Origin of the sequence: Actinoplanes sp. NBC_00393, from assembly GCF_036053395.1 — a bacterium.
Taxonomy (GTDB): domain Bacteria; phylum Actinomycetota; class Actinomycetes; order Mycobacteriales; family Micromonosporaceae; genus Actinoplanes.
Map to the genome: position 1 here is coordinate 2,686,283 of NZ_CP107942.1, position 18,161 is coordinate 2,704,443.

An 18,161-nucleotide genomic window follows, 5' to 3' on the forward strand; every position below is an offset into this window, starting at 1 on the left:
ACCGAAGGGTGGGGCTTCATGGCACCTCGAAGGACCCTCGCAATGGCTGCCGTCGTGGCGCTGGGCGCCATGAGCCTGGCCGCCTGCGGAGGCGGCGACGACGACGGTGGCTCCGAGTCGGGCGGAAACGTCACGATGCAGTTCTGGCACAACGCGACCACCGGGCCCGGTAAGGCCTTCTGGGACAAGACGGTCGCCGACTTCCAGACCGCGAACCCGAACGTCAAGATCAAGATTCAGCAGGTCCAGAACGAGGACCTGGACGGCAAGCTGCAGACCGCGCTGAACTCGGGCTCCGCGCCGGACATCTTCCTGCAGCGCGGCGGCGGCAAGATGGCCGCGATGGTCGAGGCGGGCCAGCTCAAGGACATCACCAACGACATCACCGCGGAGACCAAGGCGGCGGTCGGCGCCGCCCTGGGGACCGGGCAGGTGGACGGCAAGTCGTACGCCGTACCCGTCTCGATCCTGCCCGGGGGTTTCTGGTACAGCAAAGATCTGTTCAAGAAAGCCGGTGTCGCGGCACCGCCGACCACGTTGGAGGAGCTCAGCGCGGCGGTCACCAAGCTCAAGGCCAACGGTACGCCGATCGCCCTCGGCGCCAAGGACGCGTGGCCGGCCGCTCACTGGTACTACTTCTTCGCCCTGCGCGCCTGCAACCAGGCCTCGCTCGACGCCGCCGCCAAGGACAAGAACTTCGGCGACCCCTGCTGGACCAAGGCCGGCAACGACCTGAAGGCCTTCGCCGACACCAAGCCGTTCAACGACGGGTTCCTGACCACCTCCGCCCAGCAGGGGGCGGGCAGCTCGGCCGGTCTGGTGGCCAACTACAAGGCGAGCATGGAGCTGATGGGCGCCTGGGACCCGGGTGTGATCGCCTCCCTCACCAAGGACACCAAGCCGCTGCCCGACCTGGGCTTCTTCCCCTTCCCGGCGGTGCCGGGCGGCCAGGGTGACCCGGCCGCGATCATGGGCGGCGCGGACGGCTACTCCTGCTCGGCGCAGGCGCCGAAGGAGTGCGCCGACTTCCTCAACTACATCGTCACCAAGGACGTGCAGGAGGGCTACTACAAGGCCTTCAACTCGCTGCCGATCAGCAAGGAGGCCCAGGGCGCGGTCACCGAGGACTACCTCAAGGCGGTTCTCGACGCCTACAACAAGGCGCCGTACGTGTCGCAGTGGCTGGACACGATCTACGGCCAGAACGTCGGCAACGCCCTGAACATCGGAGTCGTGAACCTGCTCGCCGGCAAGGGTGACGTCGCCGGGATCATCCAGGGCGTGAACGACGCAGCCAAGAAGGGCTGAGGGGTTACCGAGCGATGACCAGCGACGTCGCTGACAAGAGCGGTCGCGTGCGGACCGGGGACGGCGTCACCACGCCGTCCCCGGTTCGGCCCCGCCGGCGCGGGATCGGTTGGGCCCAACGTCTCGAGATCGCGGCACTGTCCGGGCCGGCGATCCTGGTGTTCGTCGGCTTCGTGATCTTCCCGGTGCTGATGGCCGGGTACTACGGCTTCTACCGGTGGAAGGGCTTCGGGGTACCGACGGACTTCGTCGGCCTCGACAACTACAAGACCATCCTGACGGACAACTCGTTCCACGAGGCGGTGTGGCACAACGGGCAGATCGTCGTGCTGTCCCTCGTTCTGCAGGGCCCGATCGCGATCGCCCTCGCCCTGCTGCTGAACAAGAAGATGCGCGGCCAGTCGGTGATCCGGGTGCTCATCTTCGTTCCGTACGTGATCGCCGAGGTCATCGTCGGAACGGCCTGGGCCCTCATGCTCCAGACCAACGGGGCGGTCAACGACGTCCTGCGATCCATCGGCCTGGGCGGGCTGGCCCAGGACTGGCTGGCGAACCCGAAACTCGCCATCTGGACCCTGATGTTCATCCTGACCTGGAAGTACATCGGGTTCGCCGTGATCCTGTTCCTGGCCGGCATGCAGAACATCCCGGAGGAACTGTCCGAGGCGGCCGCCGTGGACGGCGCGTCGTTCTGGCAGACCCAGTGGCACGTCACCCTGCCGCTGCTCGGGCCGACGATCCGGATCTGGGGCTTCCTGTCGATCATCGGCGCACTGCAGCTGTTCGACCTGGTCTACATCATCTGGGGTCAGTACGTCGCGTCGACCGCGGGCACGTCGACCATGGCGACCTACATGGTCCTCGAGGGCCGCAACGCGGCCAACTACGGGTACGGCAACGCCGTCGCGGTCGTGCTCTTCATCATCTCAATGACCATCGCGCTCGTGTACCAGCGTTTCGTTCTGCGCCGGGACACCGAGGGCGCGCTCACCGGAGGACGGTAGGACATGGCCAGTGCCACGGACACCCGGCGCGGCAGTCTGCTCGTCTACCTCGCCGCCCTGCTCCTCATCGGGGTGATGCTCGGACCGGTCATCTACATCATCGTCGGCGGGTTCCGCACCAACTCGCAGATCACCACGGACCCGGCGGGCCTGCCGGACCCGTGGGTGATCGCGAACTACACCGACGTCCTGACCAGCGACACCTTCTGGCGCCAGGTCGGCAACTCGACGATCGCGGCGGTCGTCACGACGGCCGGCGTCGTCGGGCTGGGGGTGATGGCGAGCTACGTGCTGGCCCGCTACCGCTTCCGCGGCCAGGGAGCCATGTACGCGCTGTTCGCCGCCGGTCTCATGTTCCCCCCGACGGTGGCCATCACGCCCCTGTTCATCCTGGTCCGGGACCTCGGCTTGATGAACACCCTGCCCGGTGTCATCCTGCCGCAGATCGCGTTCGGGCTGCCCACCACGATCATCATCCTGGTCCCCTTCCTGAGGGCCATCCCCAGGGAGATCGAGGAGGCCGCCGCCATCGACCGCTGCAGCCGGCTCGGATTCTTCTGGCGGATGGTGCTCCCGCTGTCGGTGCCGGGCCTGATCACCGTCGGGATCCTGGCATTCATCAACAGCTGGAACAGCTACCTGCTGCCGCTGTTCATCCTCAACGATCAGGAGAGCTTCACCCTGCCGCTGGGCGTACAGGCGTTCGCGTCGCAATACTCGGTCGACACTGCGAAGGTGCTTGCGTTCACCTCGTTGTCGATGATCCCGGCGCTGGTGTTCTTCAGCCTCTTCGAACGCCGCATCGTCGGTGGTCTCACCGGCGCGGTCAAAGGATGATGCAGCAAGTGACGACAGAAAGGCATCGAGACATGACATCGCTGCTGCACGTGGCGACCACCGGATCCGACGACGCCGACGGCTCGGCGCAGCGGCCGTTGCGGACCATCAACCGGGCCGCGGCGCTCGCCCGGCCCGGGGACACCGTGGTCGTGCACGCCGGCGAATACCGCGAATGGGTGACGCCGCCGCGCGGCGGCCTCAGCGACAGCCGCCGCATCACCTATCAGGCCGCCGACGGTGAGCACGTCGTCATCAAGGGGTCGGAGCGGATCACCGGCTGGGAGCCGGACGGCGGGACGGTGTGGAAGGCGTCGGTGCCCAACACGCTGTTCGGTGACTTCAACCCGTTCGCCGAGGAGATCGCCGGCGACTGGGTCGTCTACGCCGAGAAGGCGCCCCGCAAGCACCTCGGCGACGTCTACCTCAACGGCCTCAGTTTCTACGAGGCCGGCTCGCGCGCCGAGGTGGCCGGCCCCGAGAAGCGCATCGAGATGAAGGACGACTGGACCGGCGTCACCGATCGCGTGCGCAACCCCGAGCAGACCCTGCTGGTCTGGTATGCCGAGGTGGGCGCGGAGGAGACCACGATCTGGGCGAACTTCCAGGGCGCCGACCCGAACACCGAACTGACCGAGATCAACGTACGCCGGTCGGTGTTCTACCCGCTGGTGCCGCATCTGGACTACATCACCGTACGCGGCTTCGAGCTCGCCCAGGCGGCCAGCCCGTGGACGCCGCCGACCGCCGATCAGCCCGGCCTGATCGGCCCGAACTGGGCGAAGGGCTGGATCATCGAGGACAACGTCATCCACGACGCGAAATGCTCGGCGATCTCGATCGGCAAAGAGGCGTCCACCGGCCACAACTACGCCACCGAACGCGGCGACAAGCCCGGCTACCAGTACCAGCTCGAGTCCGTGTTCGCTGCCCGCCAGATCGGCTGGGACTCCGAGCACATCGGCTCGCACGTGATCCGCCGCAACACCATCTACGACTGCGGGCAGAACGGCATCGTCGGCCACCTCGGCTGCGTCTTCTCGACCATCGAGGACAACCACATCTACAACATCGCGATCAAGCGGGAGTTCTACGGCTACGAGATCGGCGGCATCAAGCTGCACGCTGCCATCGACGTCGAGATCCGGCACAACCGCATCCACGACTGCTCGCTGGGCACCTGGCTGGACTGGCAGACCCAGGGCACCCGGGTGTCCCGCAACGTCTACTACAACAACAACCGGGATCTGTTCATCGAGGTCAGCCACGGGCCGTACCTCGTGGACCACAACGTTCTCGCCTCGCCGGCCGCGCTGGAGTTGTGGAGCCAGGGCGGCGCGTTCGTCAACAACCTGCTCTGCGGCACCGTGTGGCTCAACCCGGTGATGGACCGGGCCACGCCGTACCACCGGCCGCACAGCACCCAGGTGGCCGGCTACGCATTCATCGTGGGCGGCGACGACCGCTGGATCGGCAACGTCTTCGTCGGGGGAGACCTGGCGGTGGCGTACGCGGCCATGCCCGAGGGAGATTCACCGGCGTACGCGGGCCTGGTCGGCTACGACGCCTACCCGGCGTCGTTCGAGGAGTACCTGCAGCGCATCGACGAGGAGCCGCCCGGCGACCACCAGCGCTTCCTCAACGTGAAGCAGGCCGTGTACGCCCGGGGCAACGTCTACGCCGCCGGCGCCCTCGCGTACGCCGGGGAACAGAACCCGGTGACGCTGCAGGACGCGTCCGCCGCGGTCGTCGAAGAAGGCGACCAGGTCTACCTGGTGACCGACCTTCCGGAGGGCTTCGGCGGCACCGGTCTCGTCCCGGTCGGCGGCCGCGACCTCGAGCGGGTCCGCTTCGCCGACGCCGACTTCGAGGAGCGTGACGGCAGCCCCGCGGTCATCGACACCGACCTGGTCGGCGCCCGCAAGGAGCAGGGCCAGACCTACCCGGCGGGCCCGCTCGCCGGGCTCACCCCGGGAAGCAGCCGCGTCCGCCTCTGGTGACCGAACCGGCTGACGGCCGGCGGCTCCGTGCCGCCGGCCGCCAGACCATGCCCGTCCGCTCACCGTTCAGAGCAAATCGTGCGCTGCCCTCAGAGCCACCGCGCGGGCCTCGTCGACGATCTTCCGCCATCGCGCGACGACAGCGGCCGCGGTGTCGACCTGAGCGTGCAACCGCCGCAGACGGGGCACCGCCTCGGCGATGCGGAAGCGGTCAGCCACCGTGGTCATCCCACCTGGAAGGTGTTTCAGCAGGGCGCCGTCCAGGCGAGGCGGTGGCGTGACGGCCATTCCGGTCACCGCGGTCAACCCAGCACCGGCCTTCGCGATCGCGCCGGCAAGCGCCGGCAAAGCGTGCTGCGCGCGGCGGACGTTGTCGTCGTAGCGGCTCGCGGCGATGTCAAGGTCGGAACGCTGACCCCGAGGGTCGGCTGGATCAGAACTGAGCGCCTTCACGACTGTGCGGGCGGCCTGAGACGCCGTACCCAGCGAGGTCTGCGGTCGTTCGCCGCAGGCGGCTCGCCATCGGCCCCAGCCTGATCCGGTTCGGCTCATCCAGCACCTTCGAAGCGTAAGCGGCTCTTGACCGCCGGTGGAGGCAGGCATAGATTGCCTTCGTTCGTTACTTACGGTGCTAGACCGAAACTTTCGAAGCCGCCTCCTCATCCCCTGCAAGGAGATCCCGTGCGTCGTCCTTGGATATCTCTCGCTGTCGCCGGCGCCGCGGCGCTACTGGGCGGACAGCTCGCGTTCGCCGGCTCCGCCACAGCCGGCTCCGGCGTGGTCGCGGCAAAGCCGTCGCCAGGCCCGGCATACCCGGCCGATTCGTTGCGGGCTTTGGCCGCGCGGGTGGGCCTGCGCATCGGCACGGCCGTGAACGCGGACCAGCTGGGCACCAACGAGAAGTACACGCAGATCACCGCCGAGCAGTTCTCGAGCGTCACCGCGGAGAACGCGATGAAGTGGGCCGAAGTGGAGGCCACCCGCGGCACCTACACCTGGGAGAAGGCCGACCAGCTCGTCGCGTTCGCGAAGCAGAACCGGCAGCTGGTGCGCGGCCACACGCTGCTCTGGCACAACCAGCTGCCGGCCTGGCTGTCCACCGACGGCTACACCACCACCCTCTCGGACGAGGAGGTGAAGGCGGCCCTGAAGAAGCACATCTTCGCTCAGATGCGCCACTTCAAGGGCGACATCTGGCAGTGGGACGTGGTCAACGAGGCCTTCGACGACAACGGGCAGCCCCGCCAGACCATCTGGTACAAGGCGTGGGGCGGCACCGGCTACATCGCCGACGCGTTCCGCTGGGCGCACCAGGCCGATCCCCGCGCCCTGCTCTTCTACAACGACTACAACCTGGAATTCACCGGGCCCAAGAGCAACGCGGTGTACGCCTTGGTGCAATCGCTCAAGGCGCAGCGCGTACCGATCCACGGTGTCGGATTCCAGGGTCACCTGTCCACCCAGTACGGCTACCCCGACCTGCTCAGCAACCTGCAGCGCTTCGCCGCCCTGGGACAGAAGGTGGCCCTGACCGAGGTGGACGTGCGCACCGCGACCAAGCCCGAAGCCGTCAACGAGCCGGTGAACCCGCTCGCCCCGTACGCCCAGGAGAGCTACTGGTCCCGGACGCTGAAGGCCTGCCTGGCGGTACGCGCCTGCATCTCGTTCACGCCGTGGGGGTTCGGTGACGCCTATTCGTGGGTGCCCGGCTGGTTCTCCGACCCGCAGGAGGGTGCTGCTCTGATCTATGACGAGCAGCTGAACCCGAAGGGCCAGTACCACGTGCTGCAGCAGGACCTGGCGCTGGCCGCGGGCGCCCCGCGTCGCTGATCACCGCCGGATGCCGTGCCCCCCCGGGCACGGCATCCGCGGATCAACCCTTCACCGCGCCGGCGGTGAGTCCCTCGGTCAGGAAACGTTGACCGAAGGCGTACATGATCACCACGGGGATGCTGACCAGCAGCGAGGCCGCGGCGAGCTGGCCCTGCGGCACGACGTCTCCGGCGATCATCGACTGCATCCCCACGGGAAGCGTCTTGTACTCGTCCTTGGTGACGAACACGAAGGCGAACAGGAACTCGTTCCAGGCGTTGGTCAGCGTGAACAGCGCGACCGCCAGCAGGCCCGGCTTGGCCAGGGGAAGCACCACCCGGCCGAACGCCTGGACCCGGCTGCACCCGTCGACCAGTGCGGCATCCTCCAGGTCGGCGGGGATCGACGCGAAGTATCCCGCCAGCAGCCAGGTGGCGAACGGCAGCGTGAACGTCGGGTACGTCAGCACGAGCGACCACAGCGAGTCGGTGAGCCGCGCCCGGATGAGCAGCTGGTACAGGGGGATGAACAGCAGCGCACCCGGCATCACGTAGGTGAGCAGCACCGTGACGGTGAAGCCCTGCGCCCCGCGGAACCGCAGCCGGGCCAGCGCGTAACCGCCCAGCACGGCGCAGAGCAGGGCGACGACGGTGGACGCCCCGGAGATCAGCAGGGTGTTGAGATACCAGCGGCCGAAGGGCTGGTTGGTGAACAGCGCACCGAACTGCTCCAGGGTCCACGGCGTCGGCCACAGGTCGTGCACGCGCATGACGACCTGGCCCTCGGACTTAAATGCCGTGACGGCGATCCAGTAGATCGGGAACAACACGAAGGTCAGCAGCCCGGCCAGCGCCACACCGGAGCCCAGACGCGAGACGAACGCCGACGCGCGGCGGCCGCCCCGGGCCTGGAACGCCGAGACCAGCCGGCCGACGGCCGCTGCCACCAGCAGCATCACGCCGAGGACCACCGCCGCCTTCCAGAAGATCTGCGGCGACGCCCAGGCCAGCAGCCCGGTGAACGCCGCCGCGCCGGCCCACGCGACCCACCGCGCGGTCCGGGCCCGCACGGGCGGTTCGGTGCCGGTGCCCTCGCGCAGCAAGCGGACCAGATAGAACACGAGCACGCCGATGACCGGCAGCATGACCAGGGTGACCGCCGCCCCCGCGCCGTACTGCAGCTGCAGGATCGCCTTCGTGTAGGCGACCAGCACGTACGGCGTGGTCACGTCGCCCGGGCCGCCCTGTGTCAGCAACCAGATGAGGTCGAAGTTGTTGAACGTCCAGATCGACGACAGGGTCACCGTCACGGTCATGACGTGCCGCAGTCCGGGCAGGGTCACGTGCGCGAAACGCTGCCACGCCGACGCCCCGTCGATGGTCGCCGCCTCGTACTGGTCCGCGGGGATGGCCTTCAACCCGGCGAGGAAGCAGACGGTGAAGAACGGCACGCCCTTCCACACGTTCACCAGGATCACCGACGGCATGGCCAGCGACGCGTCGGACAGCCAGCCGGCGGGCCAGCTGTCCACCAGCTGCACGGAGGCCAGCAGCGGCCCGATCCCGGAGGCGGTGAGCAGCGTGTTGACGCTGCCGAAGATGGGGTCGAGCAGCGAGCGCCAGCTGAACGCGGTCACCACCGTCGGCACCACCCACGGCACCAGCAGCAGCCCGGTCAGCACCGCCCGGCCGCGCCGCAGGTGGTGCAGCAGCAGGGCCGCCGCCAGGCCCAGCACCACCTTGAAGATCTCGGCGTACGCGGTGAAGACGAACGAGTTCACTACGGCCGTACGGAATTGGCCGTCGCCGGCGAGCGCGGAGTAGTTGGCCAGGCCGACGAACACGCTGTCGGCCCCGTGGCGCTCGGTGGTGCTGGTGATGATCGACTGGGCGATCGGCACGAGCACGAGCGCGCCGACCAGCACCGCCGTGGGCGTGAGGAACAGGGCCGCCAACCGCCAGTCACGGCCGAGCCGCCGCTGGGTCGCCGTGAGCGAGCCGGGCCCCGGGGGTGGGGGTTCCGTCATCACCGGGGGCGGCGCTGATCGGAGCGAGCTCACTGCGGCAGCCCCTGCTGGGCGAAGATCTGCACCATCTTGGCGTGCGCCGCGGTCACGGCCTGCGCGGGCGCCGTTCCTTGAATGACCTGCTGCATCATGTCGGTGAGGACGTAGGCGGCGACGACCGCCTGCTGGCCGGCGCTGGCCTTCTGCGGGAAGCTCAGCCCGTTGTCGGTGCGCAGTGGCAGCGGCTGCTGGGACATGGTGCGCAGCATCGGGAACGCCGGGTCGCCGCTGGTGAAGAACGGGTCGGCGTCCCAGACCTCCGCCCAGGCGGGCATCGCCAGACCGGGCGCCTCCTTCGCCACCCCGACCAGCGCGGGCGCGCTGACCAGGTACTGCGCCAGCAGCTTGGCGAGTGTGGGGTTCTTGGCGCCCTTGAAGACGACGAAACCCTGGGACTGGCCGATCAGCAGCGATTTATCGGTCGCCGGCCCGGTGCAGTCGGAGAAGACGTGCGTGTTGGCGTACACCGGATTCTTCTTGGTCTTGGAATCGGCGTAGACGCTGAAGCTGTTGCGGGTGTAGCCGAGGATTCCGGCGAGCCAGTTCTCGTTGTTGCTGGTGTCGGTCCAGCTGGCCACTCCGGGCGGCAGCATCGGCTGGTACCTGGGGTTGGTGTAGATGTCGCCCAGGAAGGTCACCGCCTGCACCGTCTCCGGCGAGTCGAAGGTGACCTTCCGGCCGTCGTTCGAGGCGATCGCCCCGCCGTAGGAGTTGATCAGCGCCTCGATCAGGCCGTTGCCGTCACCGGAGCGGTTCACGGTCATGCCCCAGCCGAACCGGCGCTTGCCCGGATCGGAGATCGCCAGGCACAGGTCGCGCATCTCCTCCCAGGTGTAGGCGTCCTTGGGAGTGATGCCCTTGTCCTGCATCCAGTCCTTGCGCAGGAACGACCCGATCCCGATGAAGTGGTACGGGATGGCGAACCACTTGCCGTCGAAGACGCAGAAGTTCTTCGCCTCCGCGCAGGGCTCGCCGAACCTGGCGGTCAGCGCCTCGACGGTGTCCGTCACGTCCTCCAGGTCGCCCAGCGCATGGAACTGCGCCACGAACCGCGAGTCGGTCATGAAGGCCAGGTCACGCGCCACGCCACCCTTCACCTCAGCGTCGATCTTGGCGACCACGTCACCGGCGTCGGCCTGGACCAGGCTGTTCTCGATCTTCGTACCGGTGCTGTCGGCGAACTTCTTGATCGAGCTGTCGAGCGCTTCGTTGGCCGCGGTCGAGTACAGCTTCTGCGACAGCATCCCCATCGAGGTGCCCTTGACCGCCGCCGCGGCGTCGAGCAGTTCCTTGGGCACCTCCGGCTGCACGCTGGTGGGCGACTCGGAACCGCCGCCGCACGCGGCGAGACCGGCCGCGCCGAGCACCCCCACTCCCATTCCCAGAAAGCCGCGCCTCGACCACAGCGGATTGTCCTGCATGGCCATTCGCCTCCCTGCCAGCTATCATCGTTCGAAATCTCGAACGCTGTTCGATATACCGGACCCAGTGGACGCGACGGTAGAGGAGCCTTATGACGGCTGTCAATGTCCGGGTGCGGCCGCTGCCCGCGGCGTGCCGGCTAGCGGGACCGGTAACCCATGCGGGCGGACAGCGTGGCGGCGCCCTCGCGCACCAGCTTGGTCCACTCCAGGTGTGCCTGCGCGGTCCAGCGGATGATCGGCGCCGACACGCTCATCGCTGCGACAGTGGCGCCGGAGTGATCCCGGATCGCCGCGGCCACGCAACGCATGGCGCTGTCGGACTCGCCGACGTCGGCCGCCACGCCCTCGGCACGGACGTGTTCGAGGTGATCCCGCAGCCGGTCCGGGTCGGTGATGCTCTCCGGCGTCATGCCCGGCAGCGGCCCCTGCGCCAGAACAGCATCCAGATCCGCCCGGCCGAGGTCCGCCAGCAGGATCTTGCCGACCGCCGTGCAGTGCGCCGGCAGCCGTCGCCCGACCGCGGAGACCATCCGGACCGGATGCGTGCTGTCGACCTTGACGAGGTAGATGACGTCGGTGCCGTCGAGCACGGCCACGTGCACCGCCTCGTTGCACTCGGCGGCCACGTCCCGCGCGACGAGCTGCGCCTCGCGGACCAGGTCCAGCCGGCCGGCGAACGCCGCCCCGAGCTGGAACAGGGGCATGCCGAGCCGGTACTCCACCGGCTGGCCCGGCACTGCGATCAGGTACGAGCGTTCGACGAGCGTGACGAGCAGCTCGTGAACCGTGGTACGGGGCAGCCCGAGCCGCTCGATCACCTCGCGGGCCGACAGTTGAGGCCGGTCCAGGAACAGTTCGAGGATGTCGAGAGCGCGGATGACTGCCGGAACCACACGGGGCATGTTGATAGTCCTTTCCCGGCGCTCGCTTCACCCGATGAGGATGGTGGCAATGCCGTACTCCATTCACCACCTGCGAACCGGCGACACGTCGTGCTGGGCATTGTGCCAGGACGGCGGGTGGGCCGTGCTCGACGGTTCGCTCGCCGACCTGCTCGCCCTGCCGCTGGACCAGGCCCGGGCCGTGCTGGAGGCCGCCGCCCGCGATGCCCACCGCGACCGGCCCGGCGAGCAGGTGCTGGCGCCCGTCGACCGGCAGGAGGTGTGGGCGGCCGGGGTGACCTACCTGCGCAGCCGCGACGGGCGCAAGGAGGAGTCCGGGCACGGTTCGCTCTACGACCAGGTGTACGACAGCGACCGTCCCGAACTGTTCTTCAAGTCCAGTCCGTGGCGGGTCGTCGCAGACCGTGACGCCGTCGGGATCCGCGCCGACTCCGGCTGGGACGTCCCCGAGGCCGAGGTCGGCCTGGTGCTCAACGCGGCCGGCGAGGTCTTCGGCTACACGTTGGGCAACGACATGAGCAGCCGCTCGATCGAGGGCGAGAACCCGCTGTACCTGCCCCAGGCGAAGATCTACGACCGGTCGTGCGCGCTGGGCCCGGCGATCGTGCCGAGTTGGGCAGTCGGCCAGGGCCCGTTCGAGATCGGCCTACGGGTGCTGCGCGCCGGCCGCGCCGCCTACGCCGCGACGACGTCGACAGCGGCGATGGCCCGCGGCTTCGAAGACCTGGCCGGCTGGTTGTTCCGGGCGCTGAGCTTCCCGGCCGGCGTGATCCTGCTGACCGGCACCGGAGTCGTCCCGGGCGCCGGCTTCACGCTCCGACCCGGAGACACGATCGAGATCACCTCTGCGGCCCTCGGAACGCTGACCAATCCCGTCGTCGCGATCGGCGATGTCCCGGCATGATGCTTCACGGGGAAGGAGCGCAGCATGTCGAGTTGGAGTTCCCGGGCTGTTCACGCCGACGCGGAGGTGCCCCGCGAAGCCGGGGCGGTGTCGCCGCCGATCGTGCAGTCGTCGACGTTCGCGGCGGAATCGGCGCAGGAGTTCGCGGAGATCGCGCTGCAGCGGCGCGGCAGCGGCTTCTACACCCGCTACGGCAACCCGAACCATGCGCAGGTCGCGGCGGTGCTCGCCGACCTGGAAGGGGCGGAAGCCGCGATGGTGTTCGCCTCCGGCATGGCGACGATCACGACGACCGTACTGGCGCTGGTGCAGTCGGGTGACCATGTCGTCGCGCAGCGACGGCACTACGGCGGGGTGCCGTCGCTGCTGCTCAACCTGCTGCCGCGCTTCGGGGTGACCTGCACCCAGGTCGACCAGACCGACCCGCAGGCGTTCGCCGCCGCGATGCGGCCCGAGACGCGGCTGGTGCTGGTCGAGTCCCCGAGCAATCCGCTGCTGGACCTCACCGACCTGCGCGCGGTGTCCGCGCTCGCCCACGAGGCCGGCGCGCTGGTGGTCGCGGACAACACCTTCGCCACGCCGGTCAACAGCCGCCCGCTGGCGCTCGGGGCCGACCTGGTGTGGCACAGCGCCACGAAATATCTCGGCGGCCACAGCGACCTGTCGGCTGGCGTGCTCGCCGGACCGGCCGATTTGCTCGACCGGGTCTGGGACGCCGCCATCATCACCGGGGCCGTCCTCGGCCCGATCGACGCCTGGCTGCTGTTACGCGGGATCCGCACGCTCCCGCTGCGGATGCGCCAGCACAACAGCAACGGCCTGGCGCTCGCGCGGGCGCTGCAGGCGCACCCGGCGGTCGCAGCCGTGTACTACCCGGGCCTGCCGGATCATCCGCAGCATCAGCTCGCGGCAACCCAGATGGATGGGTACGGGGGAGTGCTGAGCCTGGAACTCGCCGGTGGCTACGCGGCGGCGGACCGTTTCATCGACGGGTTGCGCTACGCCCGGCGTGCCGCCAGCCTGGGCAGTGTCGAGACCCTGGTCGTGCATCCCGCCACGATGTGGCAGGCCATCCTGCAGCCCGGCCAGCTCCAGGACGCCGCGATGAGCCCGGGCTTGGTGCGCCTGTCCGCCGGCATCGAGGACACCGCCGACCTGGTGGACGATGCGATCCACTCCCTGGACGGACTGCTGGGTTGAACGGGCGCCGACGCATGCCGGCCGAGCCCCAGCGGGATCGTTGTACGACAATGATCCGGTGACCGCGAGTACCCTGCTCCTCATCGGAGCCTCAGTGCTCCTGGGGCTCGTGCTGTCGGTTCTCCTCAATCTGCTCCGGCGACCGGCCTGGTTCAAACGCGGCCACTTGGCGGCGCTGCTCGTCGTGGCCTTGGTCGCCGGCGTAGCGGCGATGGTGTTGAACAAGATCGCTGAGAAGCCGCCCACCGCCGACACCCCGCCTGCCGCCGGAAAACCGCCGGATGGTGCCGGGACTGCCATCGAGTTGGCGGCGGATCTGCGCGACCGGATCGTGCTGTCGACCGACGACAGCGCAGGCTCGAACCTGCTTTTCGCGTCGCGCCTCGACGGGACCAACCGGCGCCGGATCGCGGAGTGGGGAGGACCGGTGACCGGAATTCCACACCGCACCGACGTGCTGGTCTCACGGTACGACGAGCGTTCCGGGCACGGCCGCATCGAGATCCGCACCATGACCGGCGACCTGGTGAGGGCGCTCACCCAGCCTCCGGTCGGGTACGGCGATGATTCGCCGTCGTACGCGGTCGGCGTCGGACAGGTGTACTTCGTGCGAACCAAGTGGAACCGGGCGGACGAGAACACCTCGACCACCGGATCCAGCGTGGTGATGCGCGTACCGATCGACGGTTCCGGGACGGCCAGGACAGTCCGGGTCGGGACGGAGCTGCGGACCGTCTCCACCGACGACTCCGGCCGGGTGATCGCGGGTACCTGCGACGACCCGAGCCACGTCGGCCAGGCGTGCCTGACGGCGGAGGGCCGCGACGATTTCGAGTATGTTCCCGGGTCGGAGGGCACCACGATGTCGGACGTCCGGGTGTCACCGGACGGCCGGTTCGTCGCCTACTCATCCTTCGCCAGGAACCCGTTCGGCGAGTCCCAGGTGTTCCTGTACGACAGGCGCAGCAAGAAGACGATCGACGCCTCGAGGCTGGACGGTCTCAACAGCCAGCCTTCCTGGGTACGCGACTCGAAGAACCGTTGCCTGCTGTTCACGCACGACCGCACCGGCAACGCTCCGTCCGTGTATCTCACCTGCCTGCGCGACGACTGGCAGACGGCGAAGATCCTGCCCATCGGCCAATATCCCGAGTTGGTCCAGCCGTGATTCGCGTGCTGGCGATCGCCGGTTTCGGCACCGTCGCCACCATCCTGCTGGCGTTGGCCGGAAACTGGCTCTCGCAGACCCTGAAGCTGAAGAATGGGCAGGTCGTCGGGGGCGTCGTCGTCTGCGGCGTGCTGCTCACCGTCGTAGGCGCCGTCGCGCTCCAACCGAAGGACGACCTTGCGAAGCAACCTGAACCGGGCGGCGCGGCCCCTGCGGTCAATCTTGCGGAACTCGCTCCGGAGCTTCTCGAGCAGCGACTGCTCACCATCGATGACAGCGCGGATCGCCCCGCACTGTTCGCCTCCCGGCCGGATGGAACCGCGCGGACGCTGATCTGGGACATGCCGGACAGCTGGCCGGCCGCCGTGGTCCCCGAGACGGACGACTTCATTCTCTCGGCTCCCTGGGAGGAACGGTCCACCGACCGTTTGGAGATCTTCAGCAGCCAGGGGGAGTTCCAGCGGGCACTCACCTCGCCGCCCGCTCTCAGATCGGACATCTCGCCGGCCTACGCAGCCGCCCGGAAGCGGGTCTACTTCATCCGGCAGTCGTGGCGGGACACCGGGAACGGCTCCCGGGTCAGCACGCGAAGCCAGCTCATGGAAGCGTCCCTCGACGGGTCCGGTGCACCACGGCCCATACCGACGCCGGGCTTCCAGATGCGCACCGTATCCGTCTCGGCCGACGGCCGGGCCGTCGCCGGTTCGTGTGTCGACGAGAAGGACGATTCAGCTCAGGTCTGCCTGATGTCGCTGGACGGATCCGACGTGAAGAGGCTGCCGGGCAACGAGCGGGCCGGGCCGAGTGAGGTGTCGATATCCGCGGACGGCAGGTACGTGGCGTACTCGTCGCCGGCCACGAACCCGTACGGTGAAACGCAGGTGTACGTCTACGACAGCCGGACGGAGACGACGACGATGGTCTCCCGTCTCGCGGGTCTCAACGGCAACCCCGCCTGGGCGCCGACCATCAGGAAGCCGTGCCTGGCATTCAGCCATTTCGAACGCCCGCAGGGCGCGAGCATCTACGTCACCTGCCTGTCCCCTGAACCGGTCACGGTCGAGGCGGCACCCGTCGGATCGAACCCGGTCTGGCTCCCTTGATCATCCTCGCCTCCTGAGGACTGGCCAGTTGTGGCCACTTTCGTTCGGCCGCCCCGTCCGGCCCACAGCATTTGGTGAGGGGATCGCCGCTCCCGGCGGTCCCGGACCAAGTGTTCGAGGGGGAGACCATGTCCAGCGTGGACGCCAGCGTCAGCAAGAACAGCGTCAGCAAGAACATCAGCCAGGAGGAGTTCCAGCGCCTGGTCGGCGAGGCCGCCAAGCTGCTGCGGCTGCGGCCGGTTCCGGGTTCCGACAAGGAGCAGGCTCAGCAGTGGCTGCGGCGGGTCGCCGAGTTCCTCCAGTCGTCCGGCATGCGGCAGGTGCTGTACGGGCTCGGCGTCGAGGCGCCGACCGACTTCGGCAAGCCGTCGGACCAGTCGGCCGTGGCCACTCACATCGCCGACTCGTTGGACACTGACGAGGACAACCCGCTGCTGCTGATCCCGCTGGCCGTCGAGGTCGCGTACATCGGCCTGGTGGGTTACGCGATCTACACCCACTACTCCCACCAGGAGTAAAAGCGATGAACACGCCGGAACCGCGCCCCACCGTCCGCCACGCCGGCCACGTCGTCGACCCGCTCGCCGAGCCGGCCGGGGGCGTCCGCAGCATCGTCCAGTTCACCCGGCCGCTCCGGCGCGACGAACGGCAGCGGTTCCGGCAGGCGTACGGCCTGGCGCTCACCGAATATCTGCCCGATCAGGCGTACGCGGAAAGCGTCGCCCCGCAGCAGCTGGCCGATCTCACCGAGGAACCGCTGGTCCGGGCCGTGACGGCGTACGACGCGCGGCTGCGGCGCGTCGCCGGTCCGCAGAGCCGCCGGGATTTCAGCAGCCCACGGGCCCGCGCCCGCACCGACGGCCTGCTCGACGCCGTGCTGTTCCCCGACGCCGAGCCGGCCGCCGCGCTCGCCGCAGTACGCGAACGCGGCGGCGCGGACCCCGTCCTGATCGACGACCGGCAGCACGGCGCCCCGGTCAAGATCCGGTTCCGGGGCGACGAGACGGTCGAGGCCGCCGTCGCCGAGCTGGACGACGTGCGGTGGCTGGAAGAGGTCGGCGAGGCCAAGCTGGACACCGAGCAACTGGACGCCCGTACGGAGGCCGTTCCGCTCGCCCGTGCCTGGGCGGAACCGCTGTGGCGGCGCGGCCTGACCGGGACGGGCCAGGTGATCGGCGTCGTGGACAGCCCGATCGACCTGCGGCACCGGTTCTTCGCCGACCCGCTGCACCCCGTCGGCCCGGCGCACCGCAAGATCACCGGTTTCCGGAACCCCACCGCGGAGGCGCCCGGCAAGCACGGCACCTTCGTCGCCGGCATCGCGGCAGGTGACGACCCGGACCGGCCGGGCGAGCACCCCGGCCGCGGCGTGGCCTGGGCGGCCCGGCTCACCTACGGCAACACCGACGACGTCGAGACGCGGGGAATCCTGAGCCTGCTCGCCGCCGCCGCGGCCGACGGCGCCCGGGTCCACACCAACAGCTGGCACGACGAACCGGTCCCGCAGTACAGCCAGCTCGCCGCGGACCTGGACGCGTTCACCTGGACCCACGAGGACCACCTGGTGGTCGGGTCCGCCGCGAACCGGGGCGAGCGGCTCGGCCCGCCCGGCACGGCCAAGAACGTGCTGGCCGTGGCCGCGGCGAAAGGCCCGGCGCCGGCCACCTTCGGTGACGGCGCGGTCGGCCCTGCCGCGGACGGCCGGCAGAAACCCGAGCTGATGTCACCCGGCTGCTCGATCCATTCGACGGCGCCCGGCACCGTGGACAGCGTCGTGCTCGACCGTGAGCTGTTCGGCTCACCGGGGCCGATCTGCGCCAGCAGCTGGGCCACCCCGGCGGCGGCCGGGCTGGCCGCCCTGGTCCGGCAGTACTACCTGCAGGGCTTCCACCCCGGTGGCACGGCCGGCTCCGGCCCCGGCTTCGCGCCGTCGAGTGCGCTGATGCGCGCCACCCTGCTGGCGGGCTGCCGCCCGGAAGGCAACCATCCCTATCCGGGCACCACCACCGGTTGGGGCAACGTCCGGCTCGACGAGGTGCTCGCCGCCGGCCTGGTCGTGCGGGACGTGCGCCATGCCGACGGACTCGACACCGGGGAGAGCGTGACGGTACGAGTGCGCGTGCAGGACGCGAGCAGCCTGCTGGCGATCACCCTGGTGTGGACCGACCCGCCCGGCGCGGCCGGTTCCGGCGAGCCCGTGGTGAACACCCTCGAGCTGGCCGCGACACCGCCGGGCGGCACCCCGCCCGTGCGCTCGCCGGGCCGTCCCGACACCGTGCAGCGGGTGCTCGTGCCCGACCCCGCCCCGGGGATCTGGACGATCGTCGTGTCCGCACCGGCGGTCAACGTCGGCGCCGACGGTCAGGGCTACGCCCTCGTCGTGGCGGGCGCGTCAGCCGTCTGATCAGCCACGACAGGGACCACGTTCGGACAC

15 protein-coding genes are annotated in these 18,161 nt (G+C 69.2%); 11 read left to right on the plus strand and 4 right to left on the minus strand.

Features of this window, described 5'->3' with window-relative positions; genetic code table 11:
- Nucleotides 1-42 precede the first annotated feature (42 nt).
- The 4 genes from OHA21_RS12390 to OHA21_RS12405 are packed head-to-tail and all read left to right on the plus strand — an operon-like array spanning nucleotide 43 to nucleotide 5,149.
- Complete coding sequence (locus OHA21_RS12390) at nucleotides 43-1,308, plus strand: ABC transporter substrate-binding protein (protein WP_328473396.1); 1,266 nt, start codon at nucleotides 43-45, stop codon at nucleotides 1,306-1,308.
- Between the two features lie 14 nt (nucleotides 1,309-1,322).
- Nucleotides 1,323-2,312, plus strand: coding sequence for a carbohydrate ABC transporter permease (locus OHA21_RS12395; protein WP_328473398.1), 990 nt, complete (start codon nucleotides 1,323-1,325; stop codon nucleotides 2,310-2,312).
- Nucleotides 2,313-2,315: 3 nt separating this feature from the next.
- The gene (locus tag OHA21_RS12400; RefSeq protein ID WP_328473400.1) at nucleotides 2,316-3,149 is read left to right on the plus strand and encodes a carbohydrate ABC transporter permease; all 834 of its coding nucleotides are present in this window, start codon (nucleotides 2,316-2,318) and stop codon (nucleotides 3,147-3,149) included.
- 32 nt (nucleotides 3,150-3,181) lie between these two features.
- The gene (locus OHA21_RS12405) at nucleotides 3,182-5,149 is read left to right on the plus strand and encodes a right-handed parallel beta-helix repeat-containing protein (RefSeq protein WP_328473402.1); all 1,968 of its coding nucleotides are present in this window, start codon (nucleotides 3,182-3,184) and stop codon (nucleotides 5,147-5,149) included.
- Nucleotides 5,150-5,215: 66 nt separating this feature from the next.
- Here OHA21_RS12405 and OHA21_RS12410 read toward each other — a convergent pair whose 3' ends face one another.
- On the minus strand, nucleotides 5,216-5,701 hold the full coding sequence (locus OHA21_RS12410; RefSeq protein WP_328473404.1) for a hypothetical protein: 486 nt from the start codon (nucleotides 5,699-5,701) through the stop codon (nucleotides 5,216-5,218).
- A 282-nt stretch (nucleotides 5,702-5,983) separates the two neighbouring features.
- Here OHA21_RS12410 and OHA21_RS12415 point away from each other — a divergent pair, with 282 nt between their 5' ends.
- Complete coding sequence (locus OHA21_RS12415; protein WP_328473406.1) at nucleotides 5,984-6,979, plus strand: endo-1,4-beta-xylanase; 996 nt, start codon at nucleotides 5,984-5,986, stop codon at nucleotides 6,977-6,979.
- Between the two features lie 43 nt (nucleotides 6,980-7,022).
- Here OHA21_RS12415 and OHA21_RS12420 read toward each other — a convergent pair whose 3' ends face one another.
- The 3 genes from OHA21_RS12420 to OHA21_RS12430 form a co-directional block, all read right to left on the minus strand.
- Nucleotides 7,023-8,987 carry an ABC transporter permease gene (locus tag OHA21_RS12420; RefSeq protein ID WP_328478390.1) on the minus strand — a complete coding sequence of 655 codons (1,965 nt, stop codon included), beginning with the start codon at nucleotides 8,985-8,987 and terminating at the stop codon, nucleotides 7,023-7,025.
- Nucleotides 8,988-9,016: 29 nt separating this feature from the next.
- Nucleotides 9,017-10,447, minus strand: coding sequence for an extracellular solute-binding protein (locus tag OHA21_RS12425; RefSeq protein WP_328473408.1), 1,431 nt, complete (start codon nucleotides 10,445-10,447; stop codon nucleotides 9,017-9,019).
- Nucleotides 10,448-10,587: 140 nt separating this feature from the next.
- A complete protein-coding gene (locus OHA21_RS12430) occupies nucleotides 10,588-11,352 on the minus strand; it encodes an IclR family transcriptional regulator (RefSeq protein WP_328473410.1) in 765 nt (254 codons plus the stop codon).
- Nucleotides 11,353-11,401: 49 nt separating this feature from the next.
- Between OHA21_RS12430 and OHA21_RS12435 the strand changes: the two genes are divergently transcribed.
- The 6 genes from OHA21_RS12435 to OHA21_RS12460 all read left to right on the plus strand — a co-directional run bounded on the left by OHA21_RS12435 (nucleotide 11,402) and on the right by OHA21_RS12460 (nucleotide 18,131).
- Nucleotides 11,402-12,256, plus strand: coding sequence for a fumarylacetoacetate hydrolase family protein (locus tag OHA21_RS12435; RefSeq protein ID WP_328473412.1), 855 nt, complete (start codon nucleotides 11,402-11,404; stop codon nucleotides 12,254-12,256).
- A gap of 24 nt (nucleotides 12,257-12,280) precedes the next feature.
- Nucleotides 12,281-13,456: a trans-sulfuration enzyme family protein gene (locus tag OHA21_RS12440; protein ID WP_328473414.1), complete on the plus strand. Its 1,176-nt coding sequence runs from the start codon at nucleotides 12,281-12,283 to the stop codon at nucleotides 13,454-13,456.
- A gap of 58 nt (nucleotides 13,457-13,514) precedes the next feature.
- Nucleotides 13,515-14,624 (plus strand): hypothetical protein, encoded by a 1,110-nt coding sequence (locus OHA21_RS12445; protein WP_328473416.1) that lies wholly within the window; start codon nucleotides 13,515-13,517, stop codon nucleotides 14,622-14,624.
- Nucleotides 14,621-15,727 carry a hypothetical protein gene (locus OHA21_RS12450; protein ID WP_328473418.1) on the plus strand — a complete coding sequence of 369 codons (1,107 nt, stop codon included), beginning with the start codon at nucleotides 14,621-14,623 and terminating at the stop codon, nucleotides 15,725-15,727. Before OHA21_RS12445 ends, OHA21_RS12450 begins: the two co-directional genes overlap by 4 nt.
- 128 nt (nucleotides 15,728-15,855) lie before the next feature.
- Nucleotides 15,856-16,245 carry a hypothetical protein gene (locus OHA21_RS12455; RefSeq protein ID WP_328473420.1) on the plus strand — a complete coding sequence of 130 codons (390 nt, stop codon included), beginning with the start codon at nucleotides 15,856-15,858 and terminating at the stop codon, nucleotides 16,243-16,245.
- Between the two features lie 5 nt (nucleotides 16,246-16,250).
- Complete coding sequence (locus OHA21_RS12460; protein ID WP_328473422.1) at nucleotides 16,251-18,131, plus strand: S8 family serine peptidase; 1,881 nt, start codon at nucleotides 16,251-16,253, stop codon at nucleotides 18,129-18,131.
- The last annotated feature ends 30 nt before the right edge of the window (nucleotides 18,132-18,161 follow it).

Excerpts from the sequence above, each read along its gene's own strand:
- OHA21_RS12405 (WP_328473402.1), top strand. The coding sequence starts at position 3,182 with ATGACATCGCTGCTGCACGTGGCGACCACCGGATCCGACGACGCCGAC.
- OHA21_RS12430 (WP_328473410.1), bottom strand. The coding sequence starts at position 11,352 with ATGCCCCGTGTGGTTCCGGCAGTCATCCGCGCTCTCGACATCCTCGAA.
- OHA21_RS12435 (WP_328473412.1), top strand. The coding sequence starts at position 11,402 with ATGCCGTACTCCATTCACCACCTGCGAACCGGCGACACGTCGTGCTGG.
- OHA21_RS12395 (WP_328473398.1), top strand. The coding sequence starts at position 1,323 with ATGACCAGCGACGTCGCTGACAAGAGCGGTCGCGTGCGGACCGGGGAC.
- OHA21_RS12440 (WP_328473414.1), top strand. The coding sequence starts at position 12,281 with ATGTCGAGTTGGAGTTCCCGGGCTGTTCACGCCGACGCGGAGGTGCCC.
- OHA21_RS12460 (WP_328473422.1), top strand. The coding sequence starts at position 16,251 with ATGAACACGCCGGAACCGCGCCCCACCGTCCGCCACGCCGGCCACGTC.
- OHA21_RS12390 (WP_328473396.1), top strand. The coding sequence starts at position 43 with ATGGCTGCCGTCGTGGCGCTGGGCGCCATGAGCCTGGCCGCCTGCGGA.
- OHA21_RS12420 (WP_328478390.1), bottom strand. The coding sequence starts at position 8,987 with ATGACGGAACCCCCACCCCCGGGGCCCGGCTCGCTCACGGCGACCCAG.
- OHA21_RS12425 (WP_328473408.1), bottom strand. The coding sequence starts at position 10,447 with ATGCAGGACAATCCGCTGTGGTCGAGGCGCGGCTTTCTGGGAATGGGA.
- OHA21_RS12400 (WP_328473400.1), top strand. The coding sequence starts at position 2,316 with ATGGCCAGTGCCACGGACACCCGGCGCGGCAGTCTGCTCGTCTACCTC.
- OHA21_RS12410 (WP_328473404.1), bottom strand. The coding sequence starts at position 5,701 with ATGAGCCGAACCGGATCAGGCTGGGGCCGATGGCGAGCCGCCTGCGGC.
- OHA21_RS12455 (WP_328473420.1), top strand. The coding sequence starts at position 15,856 with ATGTCCAGCGTGGACGCCAGCGTCAGCAAGAACAGCGTCAGCAAGAAC.